Raw genomic sequence first — 19,562 nt, 5'->3', positions numbered from 1 at the left:
CGACGACGCACAGCGTTGCCGATACTGCCCAGATGGTGAAATTGGTAGACACGCCAGCTTCAGGTGCTGGTGACCGCAAGGTCGTGGAAGTTCGAGTCTTCTTCTGGGCACCAATTTAGAGTTTGAGACTAGATCAGTTTCAAGACTCACACAAAAACCCGCGAAAGCGGGTTTTTTGCATTCTAAGGAACGCTTTTGTTAAAACCGATTTATTAAAATTAAATCAGGGGTTTACAGATCAAAAAGCGCTCCGTATAGTGCGCCACATCAACAGCGGCAACGCTAGCGATGATTGCCCAGATGGTGAAATTGGTAGACACGCCAGCTTCAGGTGCTGGTGACCGCAAGGTCGTGGAAGTTCGAGTCTTCTTCTGGGCACCAATTCAAATTCAAGGTTACGGCCTTGGATTTCACAGAAACCCGCGAAAGCGGGTTTTTGCGTTTCTGCCCTCCCGAAACCCTGATATCTCCATGCAGGAGCTGCCGAAGGCTGCGATCTTTTGATCTTGTTTTTCCAAAGAGCAAGATCAAAAGATCGCAGCCTTCGGCAGCTCCTACGGTTCAACGAAGACGTCGTATCAGAGCTGGCGGGCTCTCGCAAGGCGCACTTGAGAAACAATATCGTTTATCATTGTTGCAAGTTTTTGCAATGCGACAGTGAGGAACCCTGCGAATGACGTTTCGAAATACCCTGCGCCGAGGCCTGACCTTCACCCTTCTCGGCCTGGCGCTCGCCACTCCCCTCACCCAGGCTGCCGATGCGGTTTCCCTGACTCTCTATAACGGCCAGCACAAGGAAGTCGGCGACGCGATCGCCAAAGCCTTCGAAGCCAAGACCGGCATTCACGTCAATGTCCGCAAAGGCAGCAGCAATCAGCTCGCCAGCCAGGTCATCGAAGAAGGCGACCGCTCCCCCGCCGATGTGATCTACACCGAAGAATCGCCGCCGCTTAACAATCTCGGCGAACTCGGCCTGCTGGCGAAAACCGATGACGCCACTTTGGCTGTGCTTCCGGAAAAATATGTAGCCGGCAACGGCACCTGGATCGGCGTCACAGCGCGCGTTCGCGTGGTTGCCTACAACCCGAAACTGGTCGATGAAAAAGACCTGCCGAAATCGGTGATGGAATTCTCTGATCCGCAGTGGCAAGGCAAAGTCGGTTTCGTGCCAACCAGCGGCGCGTTCCAGGAACAAGCCGTAGCGATCATCAAGCTGCACGGTCGTGACGCTGCCGAAGAATGGCTGACTGGCCTGCGCGCATTCGGCAAAACCTACAGCAACAACATGGTTGCCCTGAAAGCGGTGGAAAACGGCGAAGTCGCTACCGTGCTGGTGAACAACTACTACTGGTTCGCCCTGCAGCGCGAGAAAGGCCAACTCGACTCGAAACTGCATTACTTCACCGGCGGCGATGTCGGTGGCTTGATCACCGTATCGAGCGCTGCCGTGCTGAAATCCAGCAAGCATCCAAAAGAAGCCCAGCAATTCCTCGCCTACATGGCCAGCGAAGAAGGTCAGCGCGTGATCACTCAGACCACTGCCGAATACCCGCTGCACAAAGGCATGGAATCGGATCGCGGGCTCAAGCCGTTCAGCGAGCTGGAAGCGCCGAACGTAACGCCAGCCGATCTGGGCAATGCCGAGGAAGCGCTGGAACTGGAACGTGAAGTTGGCTTGAACTGATGGCCGCATCGTTATCCGCCCCCGCCGCGCGCGGGGGTTACGTACCAAAGCGTAAGCGGCCGTCGATCTGGCTGGTGCTGCCAGTGTTGCTGCTGGTGGTGCTCAGCCTTTTGCCGCTCGCCTACGTCGGACTGAAAGCCTGGCAGGCCGGTTGGGCCGAGGCGCTGCACTTGCTGTGGCGCCCGTACGTGTTCGGCCTGCTGCGCAATACGCTGGCATTGATGGTTGGCGTGACGATTACCTGCGGCGTGATCGGTCTATCGCTGGCGTGGCTGCTGGAGCGCAGCAATCTGCCGGGGCGGCGCCTGTGGGGCGTGATTCTGTGCCTGCCGTTCGCGGTGCCGGCGTTTGTCAGCAGCTTCACCTGGGTCTCCTTGAGCGCGCAGTTCGAAGGGCTCGGCGGGGCGATTCTGGTGATGAGCCTGTCGAAATACCCGCTGATCTTTCTGCCGGTAGCGGCGACCCTGCGCAATCTCGATCCCTCCCTTGAAGAATCCGCGCGCACCCTCGGGCAGAATCGCTGGGGGGTGTTTTTCCGCGTCACCCTGCCGCTGCTCTGGCCGTCGCTGTTGGCCGGTTCGCTGCTGATTGCCTTGCACATGCTGGTGGAATTCGGCGCGCTGTCGATCATTGGCCTGCAAACGTTCACTACCGCGATCTATCAACAGTTCGAGCTGGAATTCAGTAACGCCAACGCAGCGATGCTTTCTGCGGTGCTGCTGGCGCTGTGCCTGGTGTTGTTGTGGCTGGAACTGCGCGTGCGTGGCAAAGGCCGGCATGTGCGCACCGGGCAAGGCGCGGCGCGTCAGGCGGAGCAAGTTCGATTGGGGCGCTGGGCTTCGCTGGGCCAGTTGTATTGTCTGGCGCTGGCGATTGTCGGCAGCGGGATTCCGCTGGGCATGCTGGCCTACTGGCTGGCGGTCGGTTCGTCGGCAGCCTTTCCGGTGGCGGCGATCACCGAAGCGCTGCTGTCGTCGCTGGCGTTGTCGCTGGGCGGCGCGGCGTTGTGCCTGGTGCTGGCAGTGCCGGTGGGTTTGCTGGTGGTGCGCTACAAAGGCCAATTGGCGATTTGGGCTGAGCGTCTGCCGTACCTGTTGCATGCGCTGCCGGGCTTGGTGATTGCGCTGACGCTGGTGTATTTCGCCCTGCATTACGTGCCGGCGCTGTACCAGACTTCGGGGTTGTTGCTGATTGCTTATGCGCTGCTGTTTCTGCCGCTGGCTCAAGCACCGATTCGTACTGCACTGAACAAGGCTGCGCCGCAGCTGGAAGAGGCTGCCCGCACGCTGGGCGCTTCGTCGTTCACGGCGTTTTGCCGGGTGACATTGCCGATTATTTTCCCGGCATTGGGCGCGGCGTTTGCGCTGGTGTTTCTGGATGCGATGAAGGAATTAACGGCGACGCTGCTGCTGAGTCCGACCGGGCTTAACACGCTAGCGACTGAGGTCTGGGCGCATACCGCGAATGTCGAGTTTGCGGCGGCGGCGCCTTATGCGGCGTTGTTGATTTTGGTGTCCGGGTTGCCGGTGTATCTGCTGACGACGCGGATGTATTTGAGCCGCTGAAATCACCTTCGCGAGCAAGCCCGCTCCCACATTTTGATCACATTCCAGCGCTGGAACTCGGTCAACATGTGGGAGCGGGCTTGCTCGCGAATGGGCCCTTAATCACACCATCAAGCCCTGAACTGCCCCAGACTCGCCTTCAACTGCGCCGCCAAACCATCCAGCACCTTGCCACTCGCCGTGGTTTCCACAACTGCCTGCGCCGCTTTCTCGGCCTGCGCATGAATCGTCTCGACCCGCCCACGCACCGCTTGCGCGCCTTGCGCCTGATGCGCCGCTGCCTGCGTCGCCAGACCAATCGCCGCATGCACCTGCTCAACCGAGGCCTGCACCGATTGCTGCAACCGCGCACTGTCGCGCAACACCAGCAAGCCTTCGCTAGCCTGACGCCCGGCCTGACCAATCGCCTCAACCGCCTCACGCGCACCCTGCTGCAAAGCAACAATGTGCGCCTGAATATCGCCGGTAGAGCTTTGCGTCTTGCTCGCCAACGCACGCACCTCATCCGCCACTACCGCGAACCCACGCCCGGTTTCACCCGCGCGCGCTGCTTCAATTGCCGCGTTCAGTGCCAGCAAATTGGTCTGCTCGGCGATCCCGTGGATCACCGTCAGCACCACTTCAATCTGTTCACTCTGCTGCGCCAGTCGCTGGATGACTTTCGCTCCAGTGTCGACCTGTCCCGCCAACGCCTCGATCAGGCCGCCGACCTTGGCCGACGTGCGCGTGTTCTCATCAGTGGCCTGACGAATATCCACCACCTGCTTCAACGCCGCCTGCATCGCATGGCTTTCCGACTGCGCCTCGTCGGCCATTTGCGACAGTGCGCGCAGACTCTCCGCCACTTCATCACGCTGCATCCCGGCCGCCGCATCGGCACCAGCATTGCGCAGAGTCATCGCGCCGATTTCCACGCCGGTACGCTGGGCGACATCGCCCGCCTCGCGCACGATCGGCTGTAACTTATCGACAAAGCGATTGACCGCCGAGGCCATGTCGCCGATTTCGTCTTTGCTGTTGATCTGCACTCGCTTGGTCAGATCGCCCTCGCCCGCTGCCAGATCATCCATCGCGGCATTGAGCATCTTCAGGCGATTGACCACGCGATGGCCCAACACCACGGCCAGCAACAGCAGCACGCCGCAGCCGACCAGCGCCAGGCCCAGACCGATTCTCCAGCGCAGCGTCGCCGCTGCCTCTTGCACGGTGCTGGCGGTATTGGCTTTCATTTCAGCAGCGGTGGATTGCGCCGATTGCAGACGCGCCTGCATGGCTTTTGCGCTATCGGCGGCGGCACCTTGAAGGCTGTCGCCGACCAGTTGATCACTGCTGGCGATCAGCGCCGAGAAACGTTTGTCCAGCGCGGCCAGATCGGTTTCCACCGACGCCGTGGAAACACCCATCAGCACCTTGCCGATTTCCACGCCGTTGGGATTGATCGAGGCTTCGAGGTAGTAAACGGATGGGTCGTTTTTCGCCGCATCCAGCACTTTATCCAGCGCACGCTCGCCTTGGCCTTTTTCCAGCAAGGCTTTGTTGATCGGGTTTTCGCGGTTGAGATAACGGGTCAGGTGCTGGCCGGTGGCATCGTCGTACACCACAAACAGCACATTGGGATTGCGCTGGGCACGACGGGCGAACTCAGAGAGGGTCGGCACGTCGCTGTCCCACATCGCGCGCGGCGCAACGGAGGCGAGCAGTTGCGCCATGTCATTGGCCGAGTCCTTGAGGTCTTTTTCCAGAGTCGCACGCAGCTGTGCCTGCTCATCCTTCAGACGCGTGGACAAACCGGCGGTCAAGCGCTGGCGGGTGCTGCTGGAAAGATTGTCCAGGCTCGACGTGACTTCACGTCCGGCCTGCTCTAGTTCACCAGAGAGTTTCTGGCTGTCGGCACCGAGGCGCACGGCCAGATCGGCTTCCAGCGCCGTAACGGTGCTCCGTGTCAGGGCGACGGCCACCAGCACTTGCACCAAAAGGGCGATACCAAGGGTAACGAATACCGGGCGCAACAAACGGCTTTGTAACAGTGAGAGAACGGCCGACACTGTGAATACCTCTACTTCTGACGCCATTAATTTGATGGCACTCTTGTAGGAAGTTTCACAGCAAAGGTCATGCCGTCCGACAAGCATAAACGACAAAGGCCCCGATTAAGGGGCCTTTGTTTTTTACATCAACGACTTATCAAGCAAACGGATGACGCAGAACGATGGTTTCGTTGCGATCCGGGCCCGTCGAAATAATGTCGATCGGTGCGCCGATCAACTCTTCAACGCGCTTGATGTAGGCACGAGCGTTAGCCGGCAGCTCTTCCAGGGTTTTTGCACCCACGGTCGATTCAGTCCAGCCCGGCACTTCTTCGTACACAGGCTGCAGGCCTACGTAGCTGTCAGCGTCGGTCGGAGCAACGGCGTTGCCTTGCGCGTCTTTGTAGCCGACGCAGATGTTGATGGTTTCCAGACCGTCGAGTACGTCCAGCTTGGTCAGGCAGATGCCCGAGATGCTGTTCACATCGATAGCGCGACGCAGGATAACGGCGTCGAACCAGCCGCAACGACGGGCACGGCCGGTGGTAGCGCCGAACTCGTGACCTTGCTTGGCCAGGTGCGCGCCGACTTCGTCGAACAGCTCAGTCGGGAACGGGCCCGAACCGACGCGAGTGGTGTAAGCCTTGGTGATGCCCAGGATGTAGTCCAGGAACATCGGGCCAACGCCCGAACCGGTCGCCACGCCACCGGCGGTGGTGTTGGAGCTGGTCACGTACGGGTAGGTGCCGTGGTCGATGTCGAGCAACGAACCCTGGGCGCCTTCGAACATGATGTCTTTGCCGGCGCGACGCAGGTCGTGCAGCTCGGCAGTCACGTCGAGCATCAACGGCTTGAGCAGCTCAGCGTATTCCTTGCACTCGGCCAGAGTCTTTTCGAACTCAATGGCTGGCTCTTTGTAGTAACCAACCAGCATGAAGTTGTGGTAATCCACCAGTTCACGCAGCTTGTCTTCGAAGCGCGGCATGTTCAGCAGGTCGCCAACACGCAGGCCACGACGAGCAACCTTGTCTTCGTACGCCGGGCCGATGCCGCGACCGGTAGTACCGATCTTCAGCTCGCCACGGGCCTTTTCCCTAGCCTGATCCAGCGCTACGTGGAAGGACAGGATCAGCGGGCAGGAGGGGCTGATACGCAGACGCTCGCGCACCGGTACGCCTTTCTCTTCCAGCTTGGTGATCTCGCGCAGCAGGGCGTCAGGTGCAACCACCACGCCGTTGCCGATCAGGCACTGCACGCCTTCGCGCAGCACGCCCGACGGGATCAGGTGCAAAACGGTTTTTTCGCCGTCGATCACCAGGGTGTGACCAGCGTTGTGGCCACCTTGGTAGCGCACTACGGCGGCAGCATGTTCGGTCAGCAGATCAACGATCTTGCCTTTGCCCTCATCACCCCATTGGGTGCCCAGGACTACGACATTCTTACCCATAACACTTGTCCTCATTCGCGCAAACTTGGTGCCGGCGATGGCCGGCAGGAAAACTCAAGAAGCCAGTGGCGAAACTTGCCAAAGCCCGTTCTGCTGAATCAATTGCCGGTCGCAGTCCGCATCACGGGCGGCGGCCAAAGGTTGTCCAGGCAACGCCTGAACGACACGCTGACCCTCACTGCGCAACTGGCAAACCTGCTGCCAGAGTGCCGCATCCGTACTGTCAGGCATCCAGATACCGCCAGACGGTAGCTCGATCTCAGCACGCCCCAGGGTCACCAGGGTTTTCAAATCGGTGGAAAAGCCTGTCGCCGGACGGGCGCGACCAAAATCGGCGCCGATGTCGTCGTAGCGACCGCCCTGAGCGATGGACTGGCCAACACCCGGCACGAACACCGCGAACACCACACCGGTGTGGTAGTGGTAGCCACGCAGCTCGCCCAGATCGAAGTACAGCGGCAGCTCCGGGAAGCGCGCCGACAGACGCTCGGCGATCGCCAGCAAATCTTCCAGTGCTGCCAGAACCGGCGCCGGCGCATTCGCCAGACGCTCGCGGGCAGCGCTCAACACTTCACGGCCGCCGCACAGATCAACCAGCGCACGCAGCATGCCGGACAGATCGGCCGGCAGACCTTCGGTCAAGGTAATGACCTCGTCGATGGCCTTGCGTTGCAGCGCATCGAACAACTGCTGCTCGACTTCACCAGACAGACCGGCGGCACGCGCCAGACCACGGTAAATGCCGACATGCCCCAGATCCATGTGCACATCCGGCACGTCGGCCAGTTGCAGCATGGCCAACATCAGGCTGATCACTTCAACGTCGCTGCTCGGGCTGGCGTCGCCGTACAACTCGGCGCCCAACTGGATCGGGCTGCGCGAGGACGACAATGCACGCGGTTGCGCATGCAGCACGCTGCCGGCGTAGCACAGACGGCTCGGGCCTTCGCGACGCAGGGTGTGCGCATCGATGCGCGCCACTTGCGGCGTGATGTCCGCCCGGAAACCCATCTGCCGGCCCGATTGCGGGTCGATGACCTTGAAGGTACGCAGATCCAGGTCCTGGCCCGCGCCGGTCAGCAGGGATTCCAGGTACTCGATATGGGGAGTCACGACAAATTCGTAACCCCAGCCCTGGAACAGATCCAACACCTGACGACGCGCGACTTCAATGCGCGCCGCCTCCGGTGGCAGTACTTCTTCGATGCCATCTGGCAGCAGCCAGCGGTCTACCGTTGCCATTACGCCATTCCCCTTTGATCCGGGCGGCCAGCACGAGGGCGAGCCTTGAGTGAAGCAGAAAATGACCAGTCCGTTCAAAACGCACGCGCATGAACGACGCAGCGAAAGGCCTGTCAGCGGCTTCGCCCATCACTTTCCTCGAAAAACGGTCGGGCCATTCAACCCGATGCCTGCAACAAAAAACAGCAATCAAACGTGCAGACGCAAAAAAGCCGGGAATTTCCCGGCTGCCGCATCATACACACGTTTTCCGAAAGGATCACCCCGCCCGAGGTTTTAGCCGCCGGGCGGAATGATTCAGGTCAACGTCGTATCAAGGCTTGGACTTTTCCAGGTAACGGAAGAAGTCGCTGCTTGGGTCGAGGACCAGTACGTCGGATTTGTTCGCGAAGCTTTCACGGTAGGCGCGCAGGCTACGGTAGAAACCGTAGAACTCCTGATCCTGACCGTAGGCCTTGGAGTAGATCGCAGCGGCCTGGGCATCACCGTCACCGCGAACCTCTTCGGATTCACGATAGGCTTCAGCCAGCAGCACGCGGCGTTGACGATCGGCGTCGGCACGGATGCCTTCTGCCAGCTCGTTACCCTTGGCGCGGTGCTCGCGAGCTTCACGCTCACGCTCGGTGCTCATACGTTCGAACACGCTGCGGTTTACTTCTTTCGGCAGATCGATGGTTTTGACCCGGACATCGATAACTTCGATACCCAGCTCTTTTTCCGCCATCGAGTTCAGCGATGCGGTGATGTCAGCCATCAGTGCATCACGCTCACCCGACACCACTTCGTGCAGGGTGCGCTTACCGAACTGGTCACGCAGACCGGATTCCAGTCGGCGGGACAGACGCTCGTCGGCGATTTGCTTGAGGCCGGAAGTTGCGGTGTAGAAGCGCTCGGCATCTTTCACGCGCCACTTGGCGTAGGCATCAACCATCACGGCTTTCTTTTCCAGGGTCAGGAAGCGCTGTGTCGGTGCATCCAGCGTCATCAGACGTGCGTCGAATTTACGCACCTGGTTAACGTAAGGCACTTTCACATGCAGGCCCGGCTGAACATCAGCCTGAACCACGCGACCGAATTGCAGCAGCACCGCACGCTCGGTCTGAGCGACGATGTAGAAGCAGTTCCAGCCCACCAGTAGCACAACGACGCCAACGATCAGGGCGATCAGCGATTTATTGCTCATCAGCGGGTCTCCCTTGTGCGCGTCTGCGGCAGGTCAGTGACGTGCGGCGCGGCATCCGTGTTGTTGCTGGCAGCGGCCGAACCGGTGACCGGCGCATTGCTGCCCGAGCTGTTCTGAATCATTTTGTCCAACGGCAGGTACAACAGGTTGCTCTGGCCGTTCTTGTTACCGGTCACGAGTACCTTGCTGGTGTTGCTGAAGACTTCCTGCATGGTGTCCAGGTACAGACGCTCGCGGGTGACTTCAGGTGCCTTGCGATACTCGGCGACCAGTTTGGTGAAGCGATCCGCCTCACCCTTGGCACGCGAGACCGTTTCGTCACGATAACCGTTGGCATCTTCGATGATGCGCTGGGCCTGACCACGGGCTTCCGGCACGACGCCGTTGGCGTAGGTTTCAGCCTGGTTGCGCGAACGCTGCTCGTCTTCACGGGCGCGGATCACGTCATCGAAGGCTTCCTGCACTTCACGCGGGGCTGCCGCGTTCTGTACGTTGACCTGAGTCACAGTGATACCGGTGCGGTAAGTATCGAGGAAGCGTTGCAGACGCTCCTTGATTTCGCTGGCCATCAATTCACGACCTTCGGTCAGCACCTGATCCATGGCGGTCGAACCCACCACGTGGCGCAGGGCACTGTCGGTCGCATGTTGCAGGCTGATTTCCGGCTGATCGACGTTCAGCACGAAGTCCTGCAGGTTGCTGATCTTGTACTGCACGGTCAGCGGCACTTCGACGATGTTCTCGTCTTCGGTGAGCATCTGGCCCTGCTTGGTGTACGCACGCTCACGCGTTACGTTTTCCATGTACTTCTTGTCGATCGGCGGCAGGTAGATGTTCAGGCCCGGGCCAACAGTCTCGTAGTACTTGCCGAAGCGCAGCACCACGGCCTGCTCCTGCTCGTCGACCACATAGACCGCGCTGTACAGCCAGATAGCCGCCAGCACGACGAGGACGATGCCGATCAGACCGCCGAAGCCGCCACGGCTTTTGCCGGAACCCCCGCCGTCATCACCGCGTTTTTTACCACCACCGAACAACCCGTTCAGGCTTTCCTGCAGCTTTCGGAAGGCCTCGTCGAGATCCGGTGGCCCCTTGCGGTCGCCGTTATTGCGGCGTTTGCCACCCCAAGGATCCTGATTATTCGAGTTGCCACCCGGCTCATTCCAAGCCATAGCGCTCTCCATCTGATAAAGCAAAGACGCACCCACGGCGCGCCGACCAATGCTACAGAATGCCTGCCGTCACGGCACAACCGCTTCTTCAGGCTTTTATTGCAAAGTGTGTTGCTCGATGAATTCCATCGGCTGCAATCCTTCGCGGCTTACCAGTCGATTCAGCTCGACCCGGGGCAAACGAACGGCCAGCAAACTGATGCCTTCTTCGTCGTGTTCTTCTTTCTGTACCGCACCGAGCTCGAAAAACTGCGCACGCAGTCGGGCGAATCGTTGCGGCAAGCGCAGGGTACCGACAAACAAATCACTGCCGAGCAATTCGGCGATGGCTTGTTCAAGCAATTCCAGACCACTGCCATCACGCGCCGAAAGCCAGACCCGCTGGGGCTTGCCGTTTTCGTCGCGCTGGATTTGTGGCTCAACGCCTTCAAGCAAATCGAGTTTGTTATAGACCTCGAGGATCGGCAAGTCCTGGGCACCAATCTCGCCCAGCACCACCATCACCTGCTCGATCTGCAACATGCGATCCGGTTCTGCTGCATCGATCACGTGCAACAGCAGATCGGAGTTGCTCGACTCTTCGAGGGTAGACCGAAATGCTTCAACCAGCTTGTGCGGCAAGTGACGAATGAAGCCCACCGTGTCCGCCAGAACAATCGGCCCCAGGTCGTCAATGTCGAGACGGCGCAGGGTCGGATCCAGGGTGGCGAACAATTGGTCGGCCGCGTAGACGTCGGATTTCGTCACGTTGTTGAAGAGTGTGGATTTGCCGGCGTTGGTGTATCCCACCAGAGAAACGGTCGGGATATCCGCACGGGAACGGCCGCGACGCGACTGCTCGCGCTGGCTGCGCACCTTCTCGAGCCGGCCCTTGATCTGGCGCAGGCGAACCCGCAGCAAACGGCGGTCGGTTTCGAGTTGGGTTTCACCCGGGCCACGCATGCCGATACCGCCACCTTGACGCTCAAGGTGAGTCCAGCCACGAACCAGGCGGGTGCTCATGTGGTCAAGCTGGGCCAGTTCGACCTGGAGCTTGCCTTCATGGGTACGGGCGCGTTGGGCGAAAATATCGAGAATCAGGCCGGTACGGTCGATCACGCGACACTCGAAAACACGTTCGAGGTTACGTTCCTGACTGGGCGTGAGGATGTGATTGAAGATCACCAGATCGGCTTCTTCAGCTTTGACCAGGTCGCGCAATTCCTCGACCTTGCCGCTGCCAATCAGGTATTTGGCGGTTGGCCGATGACGCGGCACGTTAAAAAACGCAACGGTCTCGGCGCCGGCCGAATTAGCCAATTCCTGAAACTCCTGCGGATCTTCGCGCGCCTCAGGGTCCTGTCCATCCAAGTGAACGAGGATTACTCGCTCACCACCACCGTGGCGCTCAAAGAACAAAGGAGACTCCTATCAGGCGTTACCTGGCTCAGCGTCACCTGCTTCGGATTCGGTTGCGCTAGGCAGACGAATTGGACGAACCGGCACTACTGTCGAGATAGCGTGTTTGTAAACCATCTGGCTCACGGTGTTTTTCAGCAGGATCACGAACTGGTCGAACGACTCGATCGTGCCTTGCAGTTTGATACCGTTGACCAGGTAGATGGAAACCCCAACTTTCTCTTTACGTAAAGTATTCAAGTAAGGGTCTTGTAGCGAATGCCCTTTTGACATGTGCCGCACTCCTTTAAGGATTCAATAATAAAAAATAGGTAATTCAGATGGCTTTAGCCGCCACACCCCCAAGGATAGACGGCAATTGCAAGGACTCAGCTCAATATGGAGATGGTCCCAAGGTATTTCAAGGCGCGTGGCAGATTGTCGCAATCAAGACTGTCCAGCCAGTGTAGATCTTCCCAGCTGCGCAGCCAGGTGAACTGGCGCTTGGCTAATTGGCGCGTGGCGATGATGCCGCGCTCCTGCATGTCGGCCAACGTCAGCTTGCCATCCAGGTAATCCCAGACTTGGCGGTAGCCTACCGCACGTATAGACGGCAACCCTGAATGCAGGTCACTTCTTTTACGCAGGGCTACGACCTCGTCGATGAATCCCTGTTCCAACATAATTGTGAATCTTTGTTTAATGCGCTCGTGCAGTACCTGGCGGTTTGCCGGGGCAATGGCCAAGTTCGCGACAGTATAGGGCAATTGTTGCAGTCCCGAAGCGGCTGCTTCAGTACTTTGCGCAGATTGTTGTGCGCGCAGGGCAGTCATGCTCTGACCGCTGACTCGATAGACTTCCAGTGCCCGACTCAAGCGCTGCGGATCGTTCGGATGAATCCGCGCTGCCGACACCGGGTCGATGACCGTCAATTGGTCGTGCAGGGCTTGCCAGCCAAGGCGTGCAGCCTCTTCCTCGATCTGCGCGCGCACCTCGGGATCAGCCGCCGGCATCTCGGCCAACCCTTCCACCAGCGCCTTGTAATAGAGCATGGTGCCGCCGACCAGCAGCGGAATTTTTCCGCGCGCGGTGATTTCCGCCATCGCTTGCAACGCATCGCGACGGAAATCCGCAGCCGAATACGCTTCCGCCGGATCGAGAATGTCGATCAAGCGGTGCGGATGTTCGGCCAGCAGTTCTTTGGAAGGTTTGGCAGTGCCGATGTCCATACCGCGATAGACCAGCGCCGAATCGACACTGATCAACTCGCACGGCAGCACCTTGGTCAGCTCGATGGCCAGATCAGTCTTGCCCGCAGCGGTCGGGCCCATCAGAAAAATCGCTGGAGGGAGCTGGCTCATCAACGACCGCGCAGGAACAGTTTGTCCAGATCGTCCAGGCCCAGTTGAGTCCAGGTCGGTCGGCCATGGTTGCATTGACCACTGCGCTCGGTGTTTTCCATATCACGCAGCAGGCCGTTCATTTCCGGCAGGGCCAGGCGCCGGTTGGCGCGGATCGCGCCGTGGCAGGCCATGGTGCCGAGCAGTTCGTTCAGGTGCGCCTGAATCCGGTCGCTGGTGCCGTACTCCATCAAGTCGGAGAGTACATCGCCGACCAAGCGGTTGGCTTCGGCTTGCTTCAACAAGGCTGGAATTTGGCGGATCGCCAGAGTTTCCGGGCCCAGTCGCTGCAGTTCAAAGCCCAGACGTTGAAACCATGCGGCGTGCTCTTCAGCACAATCGGCTTCGCGCTGACTGACGGCCAGCGACTCCGGCACCAGCAATGGCTGGCCGCTCAAGCCTTCGCTGGCCATGGCGATCTTCAGGCGCTCGTACATGATCCGCTCGTGCGCTGCGTGCATGTCCACCAGCACCAGCCCTTGAGCGTTCTCGGACAAAATGTAGATGCCTTTGAGCTGCGCCAGCGCGTAACCCAGCGGCGGAATGTCTTCCTGACCGGCCGGCAGCGCATTGGCGTTGGCTTCAGGCAACGGCGCAAAAAACTCGCGATACGCAGCCTGCGCCTCGGCGGCCGGCGGCATGCCCGACTGCGGGCGCGGTGTGTATTGATACTGATAAGCGCCGCCAGCGCTGGCACCGGACGAGGTGTTAAACGCGGGTTGCGCCTGCGGTTGTTCCAGCAGCGCATTGGCCGCCAGACGCATTTCACCTTGCGGGCCGAACTCGCCGGCATCGAGGCCGGATGGGCGAACGACGGCAGTGGTGACGGAGCCCGCCAGTTGATCTTCCGGCCGCACATCGCCCAACGCGCGGTGCAACGTGCCGTAAAGGAAGTCATGCACCATGCGCCCGTCACGGAAGCGCACTTCGTGTTTGGTCGGATGGACGTTGACGTCGACTGCCGCCGGATCAACTTCGAAAAACAGCGCAAACGTCGGGTGACGGCCGTTGAACAGCACGTCGCGATAGGCCTGACGCACCGCGTGGGCGACCAGTTTGTCGCGCACGGCCCGGCCATTCACAAAGAAATACTGCAAATCCGCCTGGCTGCGGTTGAAGGTCGGCAAACCGACCCAGCCCCACAAGTGCAGGCCGTTGCGCTCGATCTCGATCGGCAGCGCCTGCTCAAGAAAACCCGAACCGCAAATCGCTGCCACTCGCCGTGCGCGGGCCGCATCATCGTGGGCCTCGTGCAGGCTGAGGATGGTTTTGCCGTTGTGGCGCAGATGAAAAGCCACGTCGAAACGCGCCAGCGCCAGACGCTTGATCACTTCTTGCAGGTGATCGAATTCGGTTTTTTCGGTCTTGAGAAATTTGCGCCGCGCCGGGGTGTTGAAGAACAGATCACGAACTTCCACCGAGGTGCCGATCGGGTGGGCCGCCGGTTGAACTCGCGGCGCCATGTCGCGACCTTCGGTTTCAACTTGCCAGGCTTGTTCGGCATCGCGGGTACGCGAGGTCAGGGTCAGGCGCGCCACGGAGCTGATCGACGCCAGTGCCTCACCCCGGAAACCGAGGCTCATCACTTGTTCGAGGTCTTCGAGGTTGCGGATCTTGCTGGTGGCGTGACGGGCCAGCGCCAACGGCAGGTCATCGGCGGAAATACCGCTGCCGTCATCACGGACGCGCAGCAGCTTGACGCCGCCCTGCTCGACATCGATATCGATGCGTTTGGCGCCGGAGTCGAGGCTGTTTTCCAGCAACTCCTTGATCACCGAGGCCGGACGTTCAACCACCTCACCGGCGGCAATCTGGTTCGCCAGCCGTGGGCTGAGCAGTTCGATGCGCGCGGCAGCGTTCAGCACTTCGTTCATTCTTTGGACGCCAGTTCGGTGCCAGGAATGGTCAGGTGCTGGCCGACTTTCAGCTCATCACTTTTCAGATTGTTCGCGCTGCGCAATGTGGCCGGCGACACCTGATAACGCACGCCGATCATTGCCAGGGTTTCACCCGGGCCGACGCGGTGATCGCGCGGGCCTTGGGCGATTTTTCCGGAATCACGCAGCCAGGCGATGTAAGTGCCCGGTGGCGGATTCTGCTGGAAGAACTGGCGCACGCCGCTGCTGATCGAACGCGCCAGCGCCTGCTGGTGGCTTGAGGCCGAGAGCTTGTTCGCTTCGTTGGCGTTGGAGATAAACCCGGTTTCGACCAGGATCGACGGGATGTCCGGCGACTTCAACACCATAAACCCGGCTTGTTCCACGCGCTGTTTGTGCAACGGCGTGACGCGGCCGATGTTGGTCAGGACTTTCTGGCCGACGTTGAGGCTGGAGGTCAGCGAGGCGGTCATCGACAGGTCTAGCAATACGCCCGCGAGCATGCGGTCTTTATCGTCGAGGCTGACGTTGCCGGCACCACCGATCAAGTCGGAACGGTTTTCGCTGTCGGCCAGCCAACGCGCAGTCTCCGAGGTTGCGCCGCGATCAGACAGGGCAAACACCGAGGCACCGAAGGCTGCCGCAGACGGCGCGGCGTCGGCGTGGATCGACACGAACAGATCGGCGCCTTTTTTGCGGGCGATTTCAGTACGGCCACGCAACGGGATGAAGTAGTCGCCCGTACGGGTAAGTTCGGCGCGGAAGCCTTTCATGCCGTTGACCTGACGTTGCAGTTCGCGGGCGATCTGCAGCACCACGTCTTTCTCACGCTGCCCGCGCGAACCGGACGCGCCCGGGTCTTCGCCACCGTGGCCGGCGTCGATCACCACAATAATGTCGCGCTTGCCGGCCGGGGCTGGCGGCAACTTGATCGCCGGTTCTGTCGGTGTGACCGGCACTGCCGGTATGGTCGCGACCGAAGGGGTCGGCGCAGGTGTTGGAGCGGGTTCGGCGTCGGCTGCGTTGTCGAACAGGTCGACCACCAGACGGTTGCCATACTGCCCGTTCGGCGCCAGCGAGAAGCTTTTCGGTGTGACGGCTTTTTTCAGGTCGATGACCACGCGCAGGTCGGTCGGCGTGCGTTGTGCCGAGCGCATGGCGGTGATCGGGGTGTTCGCAGTCTGCAATTTCAGCGGCGCACCCAAGGTGGCGCCATTGATGTCGATCACCAGCCGATCCGGAGCGGTCAGGGTGAAGACGCTGTGCTGCACCGGGCCGCTCAGGTCGAAGACCAGTCGCGTGTTATCCGGCGCTCGCCACAAGCGCACGCTGTTGACCTTTGAATCGGCCACAGCGTTGACGGTTACTGCCATCAACAACAGTCCAACGGCAGCCACCAACGCGCGAAAGCGCATACCTAACCCCATCATTTAATTGGATTCCAATGCCAAAGCGGCACACCAGACCTCGCCACGCGAGCCCTGGGATAAAATTTTCAGCGAACGCCCGCTGTCTTGCGGGCTAATGGTAATGGTCAGGTCAGGCTTTGGCAAAAAGCCTGCACCTTTATCGGGCCACTCGATCAGGCACAGCGCATCGTCTTCGAAGTAATCGCGGATGCCGAGAAACTCCAGCTCTTCCGGATCGACCAGTCGATACAGGTCGAAGTGGAAGGCGCGGACGTCACCGATCTCGTAGGGCTCGACCAACGTGAAGGTCGGACTTTTTACCGAGCCCACGTGGCCCAGGCCACGAATGATGCCCCGCGACAGCGTGGTTTTGCCCATCCCGAGGTTGCCTTCCAGAAAAATCAGGCCGTGGCCCTGGGTCACGCGGGCGATCCGTGCGCCAAAGTCGCTCATGGCCTGTTCATCGGCCAGGTACAGGGTTACTTCAGACACGGTGCTTGCTCCTCCAACAACTGACGAATGGCTGGAATCAGATCACTGGCCGCCAGCCCACGGCCTAATTTGCCTTGTTGCGCCCCGGCGTTGGCGTGCAGCCACACGGCCAGACGCGCGGCGTCGAAACTTTGCATACCCTGCGCCAGCAACGCGCCGGTCAAACCGGCCAGCACATCGCCCAACCCGGCCGTCGCCATCGCCGGGTGGCCCTGATGACACAGCGCCAGACGCCCATCAGGATGTGCGATCAGAGTACCCGCACCTTTAAGAGTTACAGTCGCTGCGTATTTTTTGCTCAATGCCCGCGCGGCGGCCGGTCGATCAGCCTGCACTTCGGCGGTACTGATGCCGAGCAGCCGCGCCGCTTCGCCGGGATGCGGGGTGATCACGCAATCCTTGGGCAGCTTCGCAACACCGCTCGCCAGCAGGTTCAACGCATCGGCGTCCCAGACTTGCGGCAACGGCGCATTGGCAGCCGCTGACAGCAACGCCCGGCCCCAACTGGCCTGGCCGAGTCCGGGGCCGATCACCAGTGTCGAGACTTTTTCCAGCAAGCCCATCAATTGATTGGCCGACGATGTGCCGAGCGTCATCACCTCCGGCACACGAGTCAGCGCAGCCGGGACATGCTCCGGTCGCGTCGCCAGCGAAACCATTCCGGCGCCGCTGCGCAAAGCGCTTTCGGTGCTGAGCAGGATCGCCCCGCCAAACCCGTGATCGCCACCGATCAGCAACACATGGCCGAAACGGCCCTTGTGCGAAGTCGGCCTACGCGCCGCCAGTTTCGGAAGATTAGCCGGGTTGAGCCGTTGGGCGATGCCCGGAATGTCACGATAGATGTCGGCACTGGCTTGCAGATCATTAAACAGCAACGAGCCGATGTGATCCGCCGCATCGCCGGTGAACAAACCGAGTTTCAGCCCGATAAAGGTCACCGTCAGATCGGCCTGCACGGCGCCGCCGAGCACATGCCCGGTGTCTGCACATAAACCAGAAGGGATATCGACGGCAGTTACCGGCAAGCCGCTGGCGTTAATGGCTTTGATCGCCGAGAGGTAAGGCTCGCGCACGTCACCGCTCAAACCGGTGCCGATCAAGGCATCAAGAATGACGCCGCGCAGTTCGCTGTGAGCCTGCCAGCCTTGCACCGCAACACCTTCAGCCAGCGCCTCGGAGTGGGCCAGAGCGGCATCGCCCTGCAATCGCTGCGGATCGCCGACTGCCAACACCCGCACCTGCCACCCGGCTCGCTGCGCCATGGCCGCAACCAGATAGCCGTCGCCAGCATTGTTGCCATGCCCGGCCAGCACCGTCAGTTCGGTCGCCGACGGCCATTGCCGAACCAGCGCGCGCCACGTTGCATGCGCCGCGCGCTGCATCAATTCGAAGCCCGGCGTGCCGGCGGCAATCAGCCGCGCATCGAGTTCGCGCACCTGTGCGGCGCCATACAGCGCGTCGGGTAATTCATCTTTCGTGTGCGGCATGCGTCTTCGGGCTCCGATGTCTGGCAGAATTATACGCACCTCAGCTCCGGTTTCTCTCGCCTCATGTCCGCCATCACCACAGACCTGCCCGCCCTCGCCCAATCGATCAAGGATTGGGGCCGCGAGCTGGGCTTTCAGCAAGTCGGCATCAGCGGTCTGGATCTCGCCGAGCATGAACAGCATCTGCAGCGCTGGCTCGCGGCCGGCTACCACGGCGAAATGGACTACATGGGCGCCCACGGCAGCAAACGCTCGCACCCGGAAGAACTGGTGCCGGGCACATTGCGCGTGGTTTCGCTGCGCATGGACTACCTGCCGGGCGACACCGAAATGGCCAAACGCCTGGCCCAACCGGAAAAAGCTTACGTGTCGCGTTATGCCTTGGGCCGCGATTACCACAAATTGATCCGTAAACGTGTTCAACAATTGGCCGACAAGATTCAATCCGAGATCGGCCCGTTCGGTTTTCGTGCCTTTGTCGACAGCGCGCCGGTGCTGGAAAAAGCCATCGCCGAGCAGGCCGGACTGGGCTGGATCGGTAAAAACACCTTGGTGCTGAACCGTAAGGCTGGCAGCTATTTCTTCTTGAGCGAGTTGTTCGTCGACTTGCCGTTGCCGGTCGATGATCCGCACAGCACCGAACATTGCGGCCGCTGCACTGCGTGCCTCGACATTTGCCCGACCAATGCCTTCGTCGGCCCCTATGTGCTGGACGCGCGACGCTGCATTTCGTACCTGACCATCGAACTGAAAAACGCGATCCCCGAAGACCTGCGCCCACTGATCGGCAACCGCGTGTTCGGCTGCGACGACTGCCAGATCGTCTGCCCGTGGAACCGTTTCGCCAAACCCTCTGGGGAGAGCGACTTCAAACCACGGCACAATCTGGACAATGCGGAACTGGCTGAATTGTTTATGTGGGACGAGGATAAATTCCTCAGCAGCACCGAAGGCTCACCGCTGCGCCGCGCCGGGTATGAGCGGTGGTTGCGCAATCTGGCGGTAGGGCTTGGTAACGCGCCGTCGAGCATTCCGGTGCTGGAAGCATTGAAGGCGCGGCGGGATTATCCGTCAGAGCTGGTACAAGAACACGTCGAATGGGCTCTGAAACAACACGGAATCGCATAATCCCCTGTAGGAGCTGCCGCAGGCTGCGATCTTTTGATCTTGAAACAACGTCAAAAGATCGCAGCCTGCGGC

At 60.3% G+C, this 19,562-nt stretch carries 15 protein-coding genes and 2 tRNA genes; 5 read left to right on the top strand and 12 right to left on the bottom strand.

Annotation, left to right across the window (positions count from 1 at the left end; translation table 11 throughout):
- Nucleotides 1-26 precede the first annotated feature (26 nt).
- The 4 genes from GVL50_RS23645 (at nt 27) to GVL50_RS23630 (ending at nt 3,249) form a co-directional block, all read left to right on the top strand.
- A tRNA-Leu gene (locus GVL50_RS23645) sits at nt 27-113 on the top strand.
- A gap of 181 nt (nt 114-294) precedes the next feature.
- Nucleotides 295-381, top strand: a tRNA-Leu gene (locus tag GVL50_RS23640).
- Nucleotides 382-673: 292 nt separating this feature from the next.
- Nucleotides 674-1,684 carry an extracellular solute-binding protein gene (locus GVL50_RS23635; protein ID WP_159815253.1) on the top strand — a complete coding sequence of 337 codons (1,011 nt, stop codon included), beginning with the start codon at nt 674-676 and terminating at the stop codon, nt 1,682-1,684.
- Nucleotides 1,684-3,249: an iron ABC transporter permease gene (locus GVL50_RS23630; RefSeq protein WP_159815252.1), complete on the top strand. Its 1,566-nt coding sequence runs from the start codon at nt 1,684-1,686 to the stop codon at nt 3,247-3,249. The genes GVL50_RS23635 and GVL50_RS23630 overlap by 1 nt, the downstream gene beginning before the upstream one ends.
- A 110-nt stretch (nt 3,250-3,359) precedes the next feature.
- Here the strand turns inward: GVL50_RS23630 and GVL50_RS23625 are convergent, their stop codons facing one another.
- The 12 genes from GVL50_RS23625 to GVL50_RS23570 all read right to left on the bottom strand — a co-directional run bounded on the left by GVL50_RS23625 (nt 3,360) and on the right by GVL50_RS23570 (nt 18,362).
- On the bottom strand, nt 3,360-5,294 hold the full coding sequence (locus GVL50_RS23625; RefSeq protein ID WP_159815251.1) for a methyl-accepting chemotaxis protein: 1,935 nt from the start codon (nt 5,292-5,294) through the stop codon (nt 3,360-3,362).
- Between the two features lie 139 nt (nt 5,295-5,433).
- Nucleotides 5,434-6,723 carry an adenylosuccinate synthase gene (locus tag GVL50_RS23620; protein WP_027921980.1) on the bottom strand — a complete coding sequence of 430 codons (1,290 nt, stop codon included), beginning with the start codon at nt 6,721-6,723 and terminating at the stop codon, nt 5,434-5,436.
- Nucleotides 6,724-6,777: 54 nt separating this feature from the next.
- A complete protein-coding gene (locus GVL50_RS23615) occupies nt 6,778-7,965 on the bottom strand; it encodes an ATP phosphoribosyltransferase regulatory subunit (RefSeq protein WP_159815250.1) in 1,188 nt (395 codons plus the stop codon).
- A 313-nt stretch (nt 7,966-8,278) separates the two neighbouring features.
- Entirely contained in the window at nt 8,279-9,148 is an 870-nt protein-coding gene (gene hflC / locus GVL50_RS23610; protein ID WP_053116774.1) for a protease modulator HflC, read from the bottom strand.
- Nucleotides 9,148-10,320 carry an FtsH protease activity modulator HflK gene (gene hflK / locus GVL50_RS23605; protein WP_053116773.1) on the bottom strand — a complete coding sequence of 391 codons (1,173 nt, stop codon included), beginning with the start codon at nt 10,318-10,320 and terminating at the stop codon, nt 9,148-9,150. The genes hflC and hflK overlap by 1 nt, the downstream gene beginning before the upstream one ends.
- Nucleotides 10,321-10,416: 96 nt before the next feature.
- Entirely contained in the window at nt 10,417-11,718 is a 1,302-nt protein-coding gene (gene hflX / locus GVL50_RS23600) for a ribosome rescue GTPase HflX (protein ID WP_053116772.1), read from the bottom strand.
- A gap of 12 nt (nt 11,719-11,730) precedes the next feature.
- On the bottom strand, nt 11,731-11,991 hold the full coding sequence (gene hfq / locus GVL50_RS23595) for an RNA chaperone Hfq (protein ID WP_007902656.1): 261 nt from the start codon (nt 11,989-11,991) through the stop codon (nt 11,731-11,733).
- Between the two features lie 95 nt (nt 11,992-12,086).
- Nucleotides 12,087-13,058 (bottom strand): tRNA (adenosine(37)-N6)-dimethylallyltransferase MiaA, encoded by a 972-nt coding sequence (gene miaA / locus GVL50_RS23590; RefSeq protein WP_159815249.1) that lies wholly within the window; start codon nt 13,056-13,058, stop codon nt 12,087-12,089.
- Complete coding sequence (mutL, locus tag GVL50_RS23585) at nt 13,058-14,959, bottom strand: DNA mismatch repair endonuclease MutL (RefSeq protein WP_178124216.1); 1,902 nt, start codon at nt 14,957-14,959, stop codon at nt 13,058-13,060. Before mutL ends, miaA begins: the two co-directional genes overlap by 1 nt.
- A gap of 8 nt (nt 14,960-14,967) precedes the next feature.
- Complete coding sequence (locus GVL50_RS23580; RefSeq protein WP_218586048.1) at nt 14,968-16,401, bottom strand: N-acetylmuramoyl-L-alanine amidase; 1,434 nt, start codon at nt 16,399-16,401, stop codon at nt 14,968-14,970.
- A gap of 3 nt (nt 16,402-16,404) precedes the next feature.
- Nucleotides 16,405-16,875, bottom strand: a complete 471-nt coding sequence (tsaE, locus tag GVL50_RS23575) for a tRNA (adenosine(37)-N6)-threonylcarbamoyltransferase complex ATPase subunit type 1 TsaE (RefSeq protein ID WP_159815246.1) — start codon at nt 16,873-16,875, stop codon at nt 16,405-16,407.
- The gene (locus tag GVL50_RS23570) at nt 16,863-18,362 is read right to left on the bottom strand and encodes an NAD(P)H-hydrate dehydratase (protein WP_159815245.1); all 1,500 of its coding nucleotides are present in this window, start codon (nt 18,360-18,362) and stop codon (nt 16,863-16,865) included. The genes tsaE and GVL50_RS23570 overlap by 13 nt, the downstream gene beginning before the upstream one ends.
- A gap of 63 nt (nt 18,363-18,425) precedes the next feature.
- On the opposite strand from GVL50_RS23570, the gene queG reads away from it, so the two are divergent.
- Entirely contained in the window at nt 18,426-19,490 is a 1,065-nt protein-coding gene (gene queG, locus GVL50_RS23565; protein WP_159815244.1) for a tRNA epoxyqueuosine(34) reductase QueG, read from the top strand.
- The last annotated feature ends 72 nt before the right edge of the window (nt 19,491-19,562 follow it).

Source organism: Pseudomonas sp. 18058 (assembly GCF_902706155.1).
Classification (GTDB): domain Bacteria; phylum Pseudomonadota; class Gammaproteobacteria; order Pseudomonadales; family Pseudomonadaceae; genus Aquipseudomonas; species Aquipseudomonas rustica.
The sequence above is the reverse complement of the archived record's forward strand: the minus strand, read 5'-3'. Positions and strand labels throughout refer to the sequence as shown.

What these genes read in the sequence shown, in the direction of transcription:
- hflC (WP_053116774.1), bottom strand. Translation starts at nt 9,148, where the DNA reads ATGAGCAATAAATCGCTGATCGCCCTGATCGTTGGCGTCGTTGTGCTA.
- hfq (WP_007902656.1), bottom strand. Translation starts at nt 11,991, where the DNA reads ATGTCAAAAGGGCATTCGCTACAAGACCCTTACTTGAATACTTTACGT.
- GVL50_RS23615 (WP_159815250.1), bottom strand. Translation starts at nt 7,965, where the DNA reads ATGGCAACGGTAGACCGCTGGCTGCTGCCAGATGGCATCGAAGAAGTA.
- hflK (WP_053116773.1), bottom strand. Translation starts at nt 10,320, where the DNA reads ATGGCTTGGAATGAGCCGGGTGGCAACTCGAATAATCAGGATCCTTGG.
- miaA (WP_159815249.1), bottom strand. Translation starts at nt 13,058, where the DNA reads ATGAGCCAGCTCCCTCCAGCGATTTTTCTGATGGGCCCGACCGCTGCG.
- GVL50_RS23630 (WP_159815252.1), top strand. Translation starts at nt 1,684, where the DNA reads ATGGCCGCATCGTTATCCGCCCCCGCCGCGCGCGGGGGTTACGTACCA.
- GVL50_RS23620 (WP_027921980.1), bottom strand. Translation starts at nt 6,723, where the DNA reads ATGGGTAAGAATGTCGTAGTCCTGGGCACCCAATGGGGTGATGAGGGC.
- queG (WP_159815244.1), top strand. Translation starts at nt 18,426, where the DNA reads ATGTCCGCCATCACCACAGACCTGCCCGCCCTCGCCCAATCGATCAAG.
- GVL50_RS23580 (WP_218586048.1), bottom strand. Translation starts at nt 16,401, where the DNA reads ATGGGGTTAGGTATGCGCTTTCGCGCGTTGGTGGCTGCCGTTGGACTG.
- GVL50_RS23635 (WP_159815253.1), top strand. Translation starts at nt 674, where the DNA reads ATGACGTTTCGAAATACCCTGCGCCGAGGCCTGACCTTCACCCTTCTC.
- GVL50_RS23570 (WP_159815245.1), bottom strand. Translation starts at nt 18,362, where the DNA reads ATGCCGCACACGAAAGATGAATTACCCGACGCGCTGTATGGCGCCGCA.